Source organism: Pseudomonas sp. Pseusp16, assembly GCF_047324915.1.
GTDB classification, from domain to species: domain Bacteria; phylum Pseudomonadota; class Gammaproteobacteria; order Pseudomonadales; family Pseudomonadaceae; genus Aquipseudomonas; species Aquipseudomonas fluorescens_CD.
Genome location: NZ_CP168522.1, coordinates 1393586 through 1407998 on the forward strand (window position 1 = coordinate 1393586; position 14413 = coordinate 1407998).

The 14413-nt window shown below is 58.0% G+C and carries 13 protein-coding genes; 9 read left to right on the top strand and 4 right to left on the bottom strand.

Annotated features, from left to right (window positions below; genetic code table 11):
• Positions 1-708: 708 nt before the first annotated feature.
• A complete protein-coding gene (ctlX, locus tag ACEN8Q_RS06070; protein WP_413428004.1) occupies positions 709-1683 on the top strand; it encodes a citrulline utilization hydrolase CtlX in 975 nt (324 codons plus the stop codon).
• On the opposite strand, the gene ACEN8Q_RS06075 is transcribed toward ctlX, so the two are convergent.
• On the bottom strand, positions 1628-2446 hold the full coding sequence (locus tag ACEN8Q_RS06075) for a helix-turn-helix transcriptional regulator (RefSeq protein WP_413428005.1): 819 nt from the start codon (positions 2444-2446) through the stop codon (positions 1628-1630). The two genes, ctlX and ACEN8Q_RS06075, sit on opposite strands and share 56 nt — an antisense overlap.
• Positions 2447-2542: 96 nt before the next feature.
• Between ACEN8Q_RS06075 and ACEN8Q_RS06080 the strand changes: the two genes are divergently transcribed.
• The 7 genes from ACEN8Q_RS06080 (at position 2543) to ACEN8Q_RS06110 (ending at position 9648) form a co-directional block, all read left to right on the top strand.
• The gene (locus tag ACEN8Q_RS06080; protein WP_413428006.1) at positions 2543-3499 is read left to right on the top strand and encodes a threonine dehydratase; all 957 of its coding nucleotides are present in this window, start codon (positions 2543-2545) and stop codon (positions 3497-3499) included.
• Positions 3500-3559: 60 nt separating this feature from the next.
• Positions 3560-4255 (top strand): tRNA (adenine(22)-N(1))-methyltransferase, encoded by a 696-nt coding sequence (locus ACEN8Q_RS06085; RefSeq protein WP_413704735.1) that lies wholly within the window; start codon positions 3560-3562, stop codon positions 4253-4255.
• Positions 4256-4869: 614 nt separating this feature from the next.
• Positions 4870-5487 carry a hypothetical protein gene (locus ACEN8Q_RS06090; protein ID WP_413428021.1) on the top strand — a complete coding sequence of 206 codons (618 nt, stop codon included), beginning with the start codon at positions 4870-4872 and terminating at the stop codon, positions 5485-5487.
• 643 nt (positions 5488-6130) lie between these two features.
• On the top strand, positions 6131-6571 hold the full coding sequence (locus tag ACEN8Q_RS06095; RefSeq protein ID WP_413704736.1) for an Ohr family peroxiredoxin: 441 nt from the start codon (positions 6131-6133) through the stop codon (positions 6569-6571).
• 77 nt (positions 6572-6648) lie between these two features.
• Complete coding sequence (locus ACEN8Q_RS06100; RefSeq protein WP_413704737.1) at positions 6649-7101, top strand: Ohr family peroxiredoxin; 453 nt, start codon at positions 6649-6651, stop codon at positions 7099-7101.
• 128 nt (positions 7102-7229) lie between these two features.
• The gene (locus ACEN8Q_RS06105; RefSeq protein WP_413428010.1) at positions 7230-7688 is read left to right on the top strand and encodes a MarR family winged helix-turn-helix transcriptional regulator; all 459 of its coding nucleotides are present in this window, start codon (positions 7230-7232) and stop codon (positions 7686-7688) included.
• Positions 7689-8034: 346 nt separating this feature from the next.
• Positions 8035-9648 (top strand): multiheme c-type cytochrome, encoded by a 1614-nt coding sequence (locus ACEN8Q_RS06110; RefSeq protein WP_413428011.1) that lies wholly within the window; start codon positions 8035-8037, stop codon positions 9646-9648.
• 239 nt (positions 9649-9887) lie between these two features.
• On the opposite strand, the gene ACEN8Q_RS06115 is transcribed toward ACEN8Q_RS06110, so the two are convergent.
• Positions 9888-10166, bottom strand: coding sequence for a DUF2790 domain-containing protein (locus ACEN8Q_RS06115; RefSeq protein ID WP_413428012.1), 279 nt, complete (start codon positions 10164-10166; stop codon positions 9888-9890).
• A 596-nt stretch (positions 10167-10762) separates the two neighbouring features.
• Here ACEN8Q_RS06115 and ACEN8Q_RS06120 point away from each other — a divergent pair.
• A complete protein-coding gene (locus ACEN8Q_RS06120; protein ID WP_413428013.1) occupies positions 10763-11461 on the top strand; it encodes a response regulator in 699 nt (232 codons plus the stop codon).
• On the opposite strand, the gene ACEN8Q_RS06125 is transcribed toward ACEN8Q_RS06120, so the two are convergent.
• The gene (locus ACEN8Q_RS06125) at positions 11462-12949 is read right to left on the bottom strand and encodes a sensor histidine kinase (RefSeq protein WP_413705470.1); all 1488 of its coding nucleotides are present in this window, start codon (positions 12947-12949) and stop codon (positions 11462-11464) included.
• A 182-nt stretch (positions 12950-13131) separates the two neighbouring features.
• Complete coding sequence (locus ACEN8Q_RS06130; RefSeq protein ID WP_413704738.1) at positions 13132-14397, bottom strand: MFS transporter; 1266 nt, start codon at positions 14395-14397, stop codon at positions 13132-13134.
• Positions 14398-14413: the final 16 nt, after the last annotated feature.

Consider the following 14413-nt stretch of genomic DNA (forward strand, 5'->3'; position numbering starts at 1 on the left):
GGCATTGCTCTACGGTTTGCTTCGCTGCACCTCCCTGCAATGTGTGCGGCTTCGCCGCACGGCGCTGCGCGCCTATCCCCGGATGAACACCTCCGCTCAGCCTGCCGAGGGGGCGGGTGGATCAAAAGCTGCAGGCGAGCTAACGCTCGGCCTGTTGAGTGGTGAGGAGCAGAGCCGGTGTTCGCCGATCTGCTTTTGCTCTGCTCTTCTGTGGGAGCAAGCCCGCTCGCGAAAAGGCCGGCGAGCAGGCCGCTTCGCTTTGGCTTTGGCTTTTGATCTGCTTGCCCCCTCGAGAGGCTTCGTTCCGGTTCTGCACAGTGGGCAACCCGGCATGGATGCCGGGTTAGCCGCGTACGGCCATGGATGGCCGATCGCGGTGGGCCCACGGAGCAGGACCGGAGCGAGGGAATGCCGAGCCTTGGCGAGGCACCGAACGAAAGGGGCAAGAGCCCTTGGTTACTTGGGGCCGGGCGGCGCTCCGCTCTTCCAAGTAACCCGCCATAAGGGCGGAACCGTTAGCGGCCGTTACCGCAGTAATGGATATGTACACCTGAAAGGACTACCAGGCCACCTTCGCGGCCTCACCGAATCGGCTGGACAGCCCGAAATCTTCAGCCGTTTTCATCACCCCGACAGCCATTATCAACCGGGATTTTCCCGCCTCGAAACAGACAATGAGCCCCTCTCGACCCTCATGAGTCTGTGCCCATGCAAACCACCAACACGGTATTAATGATTCGCCCGACACGTTTCTCCTTCAATCAGGACACGGCGGCGAACAACCGTTTCCAGCGTCCGGCAGCCATAGCCGAAGACGTACAACTCAAGGCCCTTGCCGAGTTCGATGGCTATGTCGCCACGTTGCGTCGGCACGGCGTCGAGGTCCTGGTGCATAACGATCGCGAAGCGCCGCATACCCCGGACTCGATCTTCCCCAACAACTGGTGGAGCACCCACCCGGACGGCACCTTGGTGTTGTACCCGATGCAGGGCCACAACCGGCGCCTGGAGCGGGACAAAGGTGTACTCGACGGGTTGCTGGGCGAATACCGGGTCGAGCAGGTGCTGGACCTGTCCAGCCTCGAAGAGCAGGAGATTTTCCTCGAGGGCACCGGCAGCATGGTGCTGGATCGGCAACAACGGATTTGCTACGCCGGGTATTCCACGCGCACCCACGCCCAGGCCCTGGATCAGTTGGTCAGCCATTTGGGCTATGAGCTGTGTGCGTTCAACGCGGTGGACCGCCAGGGCGTGGCGATTTATCACACCAATGTGATGATGAGTGTCGGCACCCGCCTGGCGGTGGCGTGCCTGGCATCCGTGCCTCAACCAGGTGAACGTGCGGCGCTGCGTGAACGGCTCGAATCCAGTGGCAAACAGGTCGTGGCCCTGAACTGGGCACAGCTGGAGTCCTTTGCCGGCAACATGCTGCAAGTGCACAACGCAGCGGGCGAGCCGCTGCTGGTGATGTCGCGCACCGCCTGGCAATCGCTGGACGCCGGTCAGCGTCGCTTGATCGAAACTCACACCACGCCGTTGCCGGTGAACATCGACACCATCGAGCGCATTGGCGGCGGCAGTGCACGCTGCATGCTGGCCGAGGTATTCCTGCCCAAACGATCTCCGGCTAGGAGCGGGTGTGATGACGCAGTTGCGCCGGACTCACGCCAAGGCGTTGCCTGAAGGTGGTCGCCATGTGCGCCTGGGAGTTGAAACCGCAGGCGTAGGCGATTTCCGTCAGCGTAGCCGTTGAGTCGAGCATCAGGGCTCGGGCCTTGGCCAGGCGTCGGTCGATCAGGTAAGCGTGCGGGCTTTTGCCTGTGGCGTTTTTGAATGCCCGCATGAAATAGCCTTCGGACAATCCAAGCAGGCCCGCCATTGTCGATACGCTCAACGGGCCATCGAGGCCGGCATCGATGAACTCATCGAGCAAGCGCATCCGCTGGCCGGTTATCGAGCCATGGGGCGCTGTCGACAGGGCTTCGCTACCCGTCGCCCGCTCGGACAAGGCGAGTGCCCAGGCCTCCCAATCGTCGTCCACGGAGGCCTGCAACAGCGCGGCGCGCATTCGCCGCGCGAGGACAGTGGCTTGCGGATCGATGCGATTGTTGAAGGCTCGATCCCCCACCAACGCAATGCCGTCGGTGCGTATCACCCGCAGATATTCACCGCCCTTGGCTGATTCGGACAGCACGTCGCATCCGGCGGGGATGAACGCCAGGCCGTTGGGCATGGCAGCGAAGGGTTGTACCCGGTCGCTGCCGATAGCGTGCAGGCCGCGCTGGCTGTCGAAGGCAAAACCGATGCCCGCCTGGGTCGCTACATACCGGGTGGCGTAGGCGCGCCCAGGCAGCAATTCGATCGCCCAGGGGCCTGCCTCGATACGGCGGATCGGTTCGGACGGGAGCGGTGGCGGCAGACGGTTTCGATGACTCATGAACACCATAGTAGTGAAGGTGAGGCGTAAAAGTCAGGTCAGTTTTCTGAAAGCCGCAAGACGGTGCCCATGTGCAGACTGGGCAAAATCTCAGGGGGACAACTCATGCACAAATTGACTCGCGACGATATCGAACAGGCTGCCCGCAACGTCTACCAGGTAATGCCTGCCACCGCCCAGTACCCTTGGCCCTTGCTGGCCCGACGGTTGGGTTGCACGGTGTGGGTCAAGCACGAAAATCATACGCCTACCGGCGCTTTCAAAGTGCGCGGCGGCATCACCTTCATGCACTGGCTCAAGCGCGAACACCCGGAAGCGAAGGGGATTGTCAGCGCTACCCGCGGCAACCATGGCCAGAGCCTGGCGCTGGCGGCGGGCGCACTGGGCTTGCAGGCATTGATCGTGGTGCCGGAAGGTAACTCGGTAGAAAAGAACAACGCCATGCGCGGCTTTGGCGCTGAAGTGGTCGAGTATGGCCGCGACTTCGATGAAGCCCGTGAGGAAGCTGCACGCCTTGCGCGCGCGCATGGCCTGTTCCTGGTTCCGCCGTTTCACCCGGAGTTGGTCAAAGGCGTCGCCACTTATGCGCTGGAGTTGTTCAATGCTGCGCCTGACCTGGATACCGTGTATGTACCGATTGGCTGTGGATCGGGGATCAGTGGGGTGATCGCCGCCCGCGATGCGCTGGGCCTGCAAACCCGGGTGGTGGGCGTGGTGTCCACAGAAGCGGCGGCCGCACAGTTATCGTTTAATAGCGGAGTCATATGCGAAACCGCCTCGGCAACCACCTTTGCCGACGGTCTGGCCGTACGCAAGCCAGTGCCAGAAGCTTTTGCCGTGTATGCGGCAGGTGCGGCGCGGATTGTAGCGGTCAGTGATGCGCAGATTGCCGAGGCCATGCGCGTGTATTACACCGATACCCACAACCTGGCCGAAGGGGCCGGTGCGGCGGCGCTGGCAGCGCTCATTGCCGAGCGTGAAGACATGGCGGGGAAAAGGGTGGGGGTGATCCTGTCCGGCGGAAACGTCGACAGATCGGTGTATGCGCGAGTGATTGCGTGACAGAATCACGCCCCGATCCGGCCAGAGGCGCCGGACGTTGCTGGTGAAAAGGGGCCGAAGTTGAACGAACAGACATTGTCCATGCGCCTGGAACGCGTGGCGGCACATGTGCCAGCTGGTGCGCGCCTGGCCGATATCGGCTCGGATCACGGCTACTTGCCGGTGGCATTGGTGCGTCGGGGCGCTATCACCGCAGCGGTGGCCGGCGAGGTGGCGTTGACGCCATTCCGTTCGGCCGAACGCACCGTGCGCGAGAATGACCTGGACCTGCAGATCACCGTGCGCCTGGCCACCGGCCTGGCGGCTATCGAGCCGGGAGACGGGATTACGGCGATCAGCATCTGCGGTATGGGCGGCGAAACGATCCGCGACATCCTCGACAGCGGCAAGGTTTGCCTGAGCGGTCAGGAGCGCCTGATCCTGCAACCCAACGGCGGCGAGCAGCCACTGCGCCAATGGCTGATGGAAAATGGCTATCGCATCCTCTGCGAAGAAGTGCTGCGGGAAAATCGTTTCGACTACGAAATCATCGTCGCCGAGCGCGCCGCGCCAGTGATGTATACCGCCGAGGAGCTGTACTTCGGCCCGTTGCAGATGCAGGCCCGCAGCCCCGCGTTCCTGATCAAGTGGCAACGCAAGCTGCGCCAGAAGCAGAAGACCCTGGCCCACTTTGCCCGGGCGCGTCAGGCTGTGCCCGAGGACAAGGTGCAGGACATCGCGCGCCAGGCCCGGTGGATCTCCCGATTGCTGGCTTGAGCCCGTTCCGGGATTGCTACGAGTCTTCGCTTGCACGGAAGCCGGATCCCGCTTTTTCCGGGCGACGACCTGTCGACAATTTTCACCATCGGTCGGGTCAGGCGATATAAATGTGACTCGATGGCGGTTTTTTTCAGGAGTGGTTTCGGAAACGATTCAGCCGCATAGCTACGCGGGTTTCAGCGAAGGTGAGAGGTACTTCCGGGCGCTGGATTCAGTACCGTTTGTCGAGCGTTTTGCTCGAAAAATGAACGATCGGGAAATGCAACGCTCCTATGCTCCAGCAGGCGGATCCTTCGAGATTTCGCGTTGCACTCACTAGAAAAATAATGGACGAATACCTCATCTGCATCGAATGGAATGCACATGGGGATTTTTTTTACCTGAGACCTGGAGTGATATTATGCCGTCATCACTGACTCGCTGGGCGAGTCGCTCTCTCTTGTAATCCCAAATTATTCAGTTGCTTTAATCATTGCAAACTTGATCCTGTCGGCGCGATTAATTAATTAACTCGCGAGCCTGGAACATGGTCAATTTGCACTGCCGCAATAAGTGGAGATGTAATCGTGGATATTAATACAATTATCGGCCTGTTCGGCCAGAAAGAATCCATGGAGTTTTTACGTTTAGGAGTTGTTTACGTTCACCTGTTGGCTTGCTGCGTAGCCATTGGTCTGGTGTTTGCCAGCGATGCCGCAATGGTCAAGGACTTATTGAACGGTCGCGTGTCGTCGGGGCACGACAATGATCATATGGCCAGTCTTCAGAAGTCTGTTTCCAATGCGCTGATATTCTTGTGGGTGACCGGCGCTGCGATTATTGGCATTGATTATCTTGATAAAGGAATGACCTATTTCGCCAATCCGAAACTTCAAGCCAAAGTCATTATAGTTTTGCTGCTGACATTCAACGGCATGTTGTTGCACCGCTATGTATTGCCGGCAATGCTGAAGGCCGGATCGTTGCTTGATCTGCAGATCAATGTACGAATGTTTGCCTTGTTCTCTGGTGCACTGTCGGGCGTGTCCTGGCTGTATGCCGCCATGCTCGGTGTCGGACGACCGCTGGCCTGGAAATATTCGCTCACCGAACTGCTGATGGCTTATCCGGTGTTGATCGTGCTCGGCTTTGCGATGATGGTGGCGTTGACTCAGTGGGCCCGTAAACGCAATGCGGCAGCGCCTGTTGAAGAGACCACCTGGATGTTCGCTGGAATTCCTGCGCGGTGAGCTGATCGGGTAAAACCCTCTGCACCTTACAAACATCAGACCTCCCTCCTGTAGGAGCGAGCTTGCTCGCGATGGACTAAAGAGCGCTGTGTTTAGCCAGTAAACACGCGGCATCGTTAACGACCATCGCGAGCAAGCTCGCTCCTACAGCATTACCCCCTTGCGAGGGGGTTTTTTGTGCGTGTGGGTATTGGGAGGTCAAAGAAAACCGGCTCGATTGGCCGGTTTTTTTATGTCTGTCAGCGTGCTCTGGGACGAGCTCAGTTCCTGTGCCGCCGAACGAAAGCTGGCAATCAACCGTTCGGCGAGGGGAGGGTAGCAAGGTCGGCCTTGAACCTACCGCTCATCGCCAAGCAAAAAAATAAGCTTTGACATCATTGGGACTTTGGTTGAGTATTCATCCATCGCATGCGATCTAGTCGAATGCGATTACAATCAACGACAGTCCTTGCCGTTTGGAGATTCAGCCATGAACACCGGAAGCAGCCGCAAAATGATCAGCTCCACCGCTCAAGCTTCCCATGGCCACAACGGCAACAACTGGATCATTGCACACGCGAATTGATGGACGTTGTGTTTTTTAATATCACATACATCGCACACGATAAAATCGTACGAAACATTAAGCCCTGAGGAAATCCCCATGAGCAAAATCGAAAAAGTACTGGCTACCGGCAAAACCCACACCACTCACAGCCGTGTCGGTGGTCACAACGGCAACCTGGATATCGAGCTGTCGTCGCCCGGTTCCGCCCAGCCGGCCCACGTCTTTACCGCCGTCCAGCCACACCCGAAAGCCGAGCAACTGTTTGCCGGGGCCTGGTCGGCCTGCTACACCGCGGCAGTGGGGCTGGTGGCCCAGGAACGCAATATCGTGTTGCCGTCGGACATGGCCGTCGACATTGAAGTGGACCTGGGCCAGACTGGTCCGGCGTATTTCCTTCAGGCCCGACTGACACTGCGCGTGCCAGGTCTGGCACACGAGGTCGCGACCGAACTGGCGCATATCGCCGACTCCATCTGCCCTTACTCCAAAGCCACACGCGGCAATATTGACGTTGCCCTGAACGTTATTACGGCGTGATGCTTGGCGCATTACAAATATCGCATACGATACAAGCGCATACGAATATAACTGACTGTAATCCTGAGGAAATCATCATGAGCAAGATCGAAAAAGTACTGGCCAGCGGCAAAACCCACACCACTCACAACAGCGCAGGCAACACGTCCCGCGGCCATAATGGCAACCTCGACATTGTACTGTCGTCCCCTGGCAGCGAAACACCGGCACACGTGCTCACCGCCGTTCAGCCGCACCCGAAAGCCGAGCAACTGTTCGCCGGAGCGTGGTCGGCCTGCTACATCGCAGCGGTGGGGCTCGCCGCCCAACAGTCGAAAGTGACACTGCCGGCCGACACTGCCGTCGACATTGAGGTCGATCTGGGCCAGACCGGCGCGGCGTACTTTCTCCAGGCGCGGCTGACGTTGCGCGTACCGGGGCTGGATCACGGGGTGGCGACTGAACTGGCCCACAAAGCCGATGCAATCTGCCCGTACTCCAAGGCCACACGCGGCAACATTGATGTCGACATCAATGTCCTGACGGCATGACCCACGCGAAGGCTGGCTCACCGGGGATTTCCCCGGTGAACCGGCCTTCGGTGTTTATACGCATTTCCGATACCATCGCGTACGATGTATAGTCTCGGTCTCGCAAGATTGACCCAAGGGAACCCCCCATGAAAAACACCGGCAAGCTATCCGCCCTGGATCTCAAACTCTCCGACTTCCTGTGTTTTGCGGTCTATTCCACCAACCTGGCGTTCGGCAAGGCCTACAAGCCGATGCTTGAGCGGCTCGGCCTGACCTATACGCAATACATCACCCTGGTTGCATTGTGGGAGGAAGATAACCAGACCGTTGGCAGTCTCGGCGAAAAGCTGTTTCTTGAATCCAATACCCTCACGCCGATTCTGAAGAAGCTGGAAGCGATGGGTTATCTGCTACGCCAGCGCGACCCGGAAGATGAACGCCAAGTGCGGATCAATCTCACAAAAGAGGGGCGAAAACTGCGTGAAGACCTCTCCGAAGACGGCTTCCCGCAAACCGGTCTTGATCCCGACGATTTCGTGCAAATGCAGAAGGCAATTGTGAAGTTGCGGGGTAATCTCATCCGGACGACGAAAGACAGAGAGTAAGTTGTATCAAGTAAAGCGAGTGGTCCCCCCGATTTCGGAGTGAACTCCCCCCACTAATGGGTGCTATTGCTCAGCAGTATTCGCGCCTTCATTCGCACAATATTTCAATATCCGGCCAATGTTTGCTGGGCACTCAGGTCATCGCACATATATTGCTGCAAGGGTGGCAGAGTAATTGCTGAGTGAGCCTATCCCATTCATGAAAGGTGCAAAGTCGGGAAGCTGTGGAGCTGTCAGTACTCCATTGAGTGATCGCATGTAACCATCGGTTTGCATCACGAAATACCCCTGGCTACTCAATAGAAGTGCTGCAGTCATCCTCTGCGACCGTCCAGGGGAAATGCCAATGAGCCACTCCAGATATACGTGTGCGCAGGTAGCGCTGCACGGGTTTTCGGTACTGATCATTCTATGGACGATCTGCGCCGGCGCTTACACGGCGCTGTTCAATGTACCGACAGCCGTCAAGCTGGCCATTGTCGATTTGAATATTTCCCTGGCGACATTGTTCATACCGTTTTTCCTGCTGTTCGGACCTTTCGCTCGCCGACTTTTGTGTTTTCTGGTTTGCCTGCTGATGGTAACGCTGGTGGCAGCCGACGAACCTCAGGGCAATGACAATCAAGCTAATGAGAAGTGGCTGGAGCCGGCACGCTCCAGGCTCATGCATGTGACTGGCGGGATGCCGTTCTTTCCGCATCGGGCCAACACCCCCGGCAACCTGGTCTTGAATGTGAAGGACTTCGACAATGCCCAGGTCTGTGGCGCTTGCCATACGGAGATCTACAGGCAGTGGCGCTCGTCGATGATGTCCCAGGCCTGGGATGAGCCTGTTTATCGGGCCTTGCTCAAGCGCGCGAGTTCGGCCACCGAGGGCAAGGTCGACAACTTCTGCACCGGCTGCCATACCCCGATCGGTCTCACGACCGGGCAGATCAATTCGGAAGTCAATCGCTCCTCGATTGAAGACAGCGCGAAGAATCACCCGATGCCCGGGGTCGATTGCGAGACCTGCCACAACATCAGCGCCCGTACGGGCCTCGATAACGGCGCCTATGTGCTGAGCCCTCGAGCGCACGGTAAACCGACCAAGTTCGGCCCGCGTAAAGATGCCGTTTCGCCTTATCACGACACCGTGTATTCCGCTCTGCACACGCGCTCGGATTTTTGCGGCACTTGCCACAACGTTACGCACCCGTTCAGCAGTGTGGCGGTCGAGCGCACCTATGACGAGTGGCAGGAGAGCGCCTACAGCCTTAACGATGTCACCTGCCAGAGCTGCCACATGCCGGTTTTTGCGGGCAAGGCCGCGATCATGGGGCCAGACCGCGAGGAGGTTTCCTCGCATTGGTTCAGCGGAGCCAACGCGATGATGCTCAAGCATCTCGGTCAGGAAGAGGGCGCGCAACGCGCACGCAACATGCTCGGGCGCGCGGCGGAAATAAAGTTCGAGCAACTGCCGGCAACCATCATTCCCGGGCAATACACCTCGGTCGCAGTCAAGGTTTCCAATGTCGGCGCCGGACACAAGCTGCCGACTGGCTTTCCGGAGGGACGGGAGATGTGGATCGATTTCCGGGTGCAGGATGCCGGTGGTCGCGAGCTCTATCGACTGGGTTCGATCAAGGATGGCAAGACCGAGAACGACACACGAAATTTCAAAGTGCACATAGGCGACAAGGACGGCAATCCGTTGGACGTCGAGGTCTGGAATGCCACGCAAATTCTATCGGACAACCGCATTCTGCCCAAAGGCTACGATATCCGGGAATTCTCCTTCCTGGTGCCGGCCGACGCCGTCGGGCCGCTGACCCTGACTGCCAACCTGAACTACTGGCCGTTTTCGCAGAAGCTGGCCGACTACCTGCTCGGCAAGGATAAGTTGAAGGTGGAAATCACCGAGATGGCCAAAGTCACGCAGAGCGTCCCCTTGTCCCCGATCACTGCGTCCCGCCGATAGCGGCATATCCGTGTGATCTGTAGCCGGGCCCCTGGCTGGATTACCCTGCCTGAATTCGCAAAAGCGGAAAAGCGGAGGGATTTACTTTTTGGCGCTGTGCCAGGTGCAGTTGGTAGTGCCTAAAAGCTTGCTCCAGAAACATCAGTACCACGACGGCGGACGAGTTCCTGCGACAGGAGCGAGTCGGGGTTCAGGCCTGTGCCGCGCTGGCGAGGGCCAGAACCCATTCGACGAGCGGATCAGGCCACAGTCGTGTGACTGGCCGGGCTACCACCCCATTCGAGGAAACGGATCTTGTGAACCTCACCCTCGCTGTCTTCGTAGACCAGGGTCACCGGTACCATGCCGGTCTTGTCGGATGTGTCGGTGCGCTGCAGAACCCGCTTCACATCGATTTCCATTCCGTAGTGGTATTCGACGGCCGAAACATGCGCGCCGGGTTCTTGCAGGCCGTTCTGGTCAAAGACACTTGGGGCGAGACTGGAAATCACGGCACTGACAATTGTGGCCATATTCATAACGCTGTACCTCTGTTTTTGTTCGCTTGACAAGGACTTCATGTGACACGCCTTGAAAGTGAAGTTCACTAAACCGCGACGAACGCACCGGCCCGGCTCGCCTGTAGTGGCTTCAGGCTCCCGGCTATTCCTCGGGCTTGACGCCTTGCGACCGTTCGTCCTTTAAACGCCGTATTTGTTGGGCCAAACGCCTTTTTGGGATGAGGTCATAACATGTCATGACGGATTTTTGCGCAAGGTTTCACGCGGCGGCTGTGACGTTTCATGGTGCGAAAACGGCGGAGAAATGTTCAGTGCTCTGGCTGTATGTACCCGGGCGCGGGAGAGCGGCTGTTGGTCGGATGAATGATGGATCCGGGTTTTATGGACCCCTCCGTTCAATGGCGTTTTCAAAGGTCTTTCAAAACAATGGGTTGGGGTGTGAATCTCAGAGCCTTGTCATGATGAATGCTTGTTGAAGCTCGAATTTTCATCCGACCTAAGTCTTATTTCCCAACGCCTGGAGCCTGGGACATACAACGGGTGACCGGCGTTATCCCGGCTTCCCTGCTATTAATCAATGAGTACTCCAGTGCTGATCCTTTTGGGAGCGCGTCATGAATCCAGTCATCCGCATCTGCATTGCCGACGATCATCCGATGTTGCGTGAGGGTGTTGCCAATACATTGAGGAAACGGGCGGATCTTCAGGTCGTGGAGCAGGGCGCCAATGCAGACGATGCCAGGGATATTGCCCAGAGGGTGCGGCCGGATGTGATGCTGATGGACGTCAATATGCCGGGCGATGTTTTCGCCACGGTGCGCTTCATTTCCACCCGGCTGTCAAATGTGAAGGTGCTGATGCTGACGGTTTCGGAATCCGAAGATGACGCCTTCATGGCACTGGAGGCCGGCGCTAGCGGGTATGTGTTGAAAGGTGTCAGCGGACCGGAACTGGTCCTGGCGATCAGATCGGTTGCCAAGGGTGAGACGTATATCACCCCCGAGTTTGCCAACAAACTGCGCAGTAACAGCAAGCAACACGAAGCGGAAATTCACAAGGGTGATCTGACCCATCGCGAGGAGCAGGTCATTCGTGAAGTATCAAAAGGCCTGACCAACAGGGAAGTTGCGTCAAAGCTGTTGATCAGCGAAAAAACCGTCAAGCACCACATGGGCTGCGTGATGCAGAAACTGCACGCCCGAAATCGTGTCGAAGCGGTCGCGGCCCTGCGGCGTTATACCGAACACGAAGCCGTCGGGCGCCTGCACATCGGCGCAGGGGAAACACCAATGGATTCCCGGAGCGGCTCCTGACTAGAGTTTGAACTGTGCATTGACCGACGTACCCGTGGCGCCGGAGTCGATGCTGAACAACCCGCCCAGAGACTCGACGCGATAACGCAAACCGGCGAGCCCCAATCGGGTTCTGCCGGATGTCTCTTGCAGCATGGCGTCCGCCGCCATGCCTGGACCACTGTCCCTGACGCTGATGTTCAATACTTCATCAAGATATTGTGCCTGGATGACCTGCCCCTCGCCGTCGGCATGACGGTAAGCGTTGTTGAGAGCTTCTTGTACAAAACGGTACAAACAGAGTTTGAGCGGCAGTGGCGCGGCCTTCGGTAGCGGCCCCAGGGTTAATGTGACTTTGGTGCCGGTACGTTGCTCGTGCCGTTGCGCCACCAGTTGCAACTCTTCCACCAGGCTCACGTCATTGATTTCCGGAAGTGCCAGGCCCCGTGATAAATCGCGGACCTCCCGCAACGCGTCGGTGGCGGCGCCACGAATGGTTTCTATCGACTCCTGATCGACTGCGGAGCAGTTTTCGGCCAGGTCGTCGAGCCGGATCAGAATCAAGGTCAATAACTGCGCCGGCCCATCGTGCAGGTCTGCACCAATGCGCCGCAAGGTGAGTTCGTTGACCCGGGAAAATTCCTGGGTAGCCGTCGCTATCTTGCGTTGGAGTTCGGCATTGCTGATGTGCAAACGGGTTTGCTCCTGCAGCCGCAAGTGCAGTGCCACTTGTTGTTGCTGGATAATCCTGTCACCGCGTCGCACGATGAAGAAAAGCAGCGACAGCATGGCCAATGTCGCGGCGCCAACGACCTCCCATACCTCCTGTCGGACCCGATTGACCTCGCGCTTGAGGCTATCGGCCTTTTCATAAAACTCGCCCACCGCAATGATATTCCCGGAGCTGGAATCCCGCAGGGGTGCGTAGATCTCATAGAGCGGCACGTTGAGTTCGCGCTCGAACTCGTTCTCATCCTCGTCCAGGTCTTTAAGGTCGGTGACTACTTTGCCCTTGAGTGCCTCGGCGATCTCATCCAATGGAAACTTGCGGTTGGTGATGGCTTTATTCGTGCCGTAGATGACCGTGCCATCCGCACGCCAGATCTTGACCGAGACAATGTGATGTTTAAGCGAACGGCTTTCGGTGAGGCGGTCAAGGGACTGGGCACTTGCAGCCGAAAGGCCGTTGTCCCGGCTCATCTCCTGCACATAGGGCTCCAGAAAGGTATCCATGTACTGGGCGCCTGCTTCTGCTGCACTTTGTACCGCGGCATTTTCTATTCGTTCGGTAACCAGATTGCCGACGAAGAACATGGTCAGTCCCAGGATCACCGCAGCGGCAATCACAAACTGGGTCGAGTGACTCAGCTTGCGCGCCCGGCCCCAGATCCGTGTGTGCCAGACGCCATTGCGAACCACGCCGGAAACAGGGGGCGGTTCGACCAACACCTCAGTCTCCTGTGCGATCAGAGTCTCGTTTTCCGATTCGGCTTTCGCATTTTTTGCCATCGCCCTGGTTCCCTGATCATCGTGACAAGTCGGCTGGAAACCCTGCAGCCCGACGGATATCCGGAGATTGGCTGTCGGCGCCATGCCCATGACTGACAGTAGTTCACTGCATAGCGATCCGACAGCTTCACTGATGGACTACACACCACGGATGATAGTCAGGTTGATTGTCCTGGCGAAGTTCAAGCTTGCGCTGTGCTGACCTTGCCAGTGGCCGTGGAGTTTTTCCGGACGGCCTGATACAGCAGGCTGGATACCATGAACCCGAGAATGGCCAGCAGACTCATCAACGAGAAGACGTAGTTGTAGCCCTGTTGACCCGGGAAGTGGTCGAGTATTGCGCCATAGATGACGTAGGCAAACATGCCGGGCGCATAGCCGATCAGGCAACCTATGCCAAAGGCCGAGCCAGTGATGTGCGGGGCAATGCCGACTTCACCCATGGGTGCCCAGAACACGCCGCGCATGGAAAAAACGATCAGCGCGAAGGAGAGGGTGGCGGCCATGCCGGCGTAGATGAAATCCGGGCTTTTCGGGATGAGCATGATGGCGCCCATCAGCGGCAGTAACGCCAGGAATGCCCATTTCAGATAGCGGCTGGAACTTTTGAACTGCTTGTCGGCAATGAAACCGCCGGCGGGGCCACCGAGGATCTTGAGGAAGTACTGGTTGATGATGCCATAGGCGCCCACCAGGGCCACGGGCAGTTCGTACATGTCCTTGAGGTAGGGAATGAAATAGGTCAGGCCGCAGTACACGATGTAGACCATGAATACGTTGAGGCTGACCAGCCAGATACCCGGCACCTTGATGGCCTCGAACAGGTTCGCCAAACCGTTCTTCGGCTTGGAGGTCGACTGGGCACTGCCGCCCTTGAGCAGCAGCCAGGTCAGGGCGCCGGCAAGAATGTCGATGACCGAGTAGAAGAGGATTGCCGATTTCAGGCCGTTTTCACCGGATCCCATGGCGACGAAGACGCCCAGCGCGGCGAACGCGATCAAGGTATCGATGACGCCACGTCCGCCTTCGAGAAGGCCGAACAGACGCCCCTGTTCCTGATCGTCACCCAGATTGCGGATGGCCTTGAGCAGCGAAGGCCAGAAAATGCAGTCGGCACATACGGCCAGCAGGCAGAACACGATCAGCAGATTATTGAAGGGCGGAAAGGTCGCCAGGTAGAGCCCGAGGCTGCCAGTACCGATCAGGCCGATGGGGATCAGCCTGCGCGTGTCGTACCGGTCGGCGAGCATGCCGCCCACCACAAACAGCGCGGTGGCGATGATGGCGTTGGCGCTCAGCAGCAGGCCGATTTCAGTGTGGGTCAAGCCCATGAATTCCTGCATGGGGATATAGAAGGCGTCTTTGAGATTCGCCAGCTTGTAGATGGTGCCGCCACCGAGGATGAGAATCAGGAATCTGAGCCATTTGGCCTTGTCTTGGGATGTCATTATTGTTCTCCAGGCG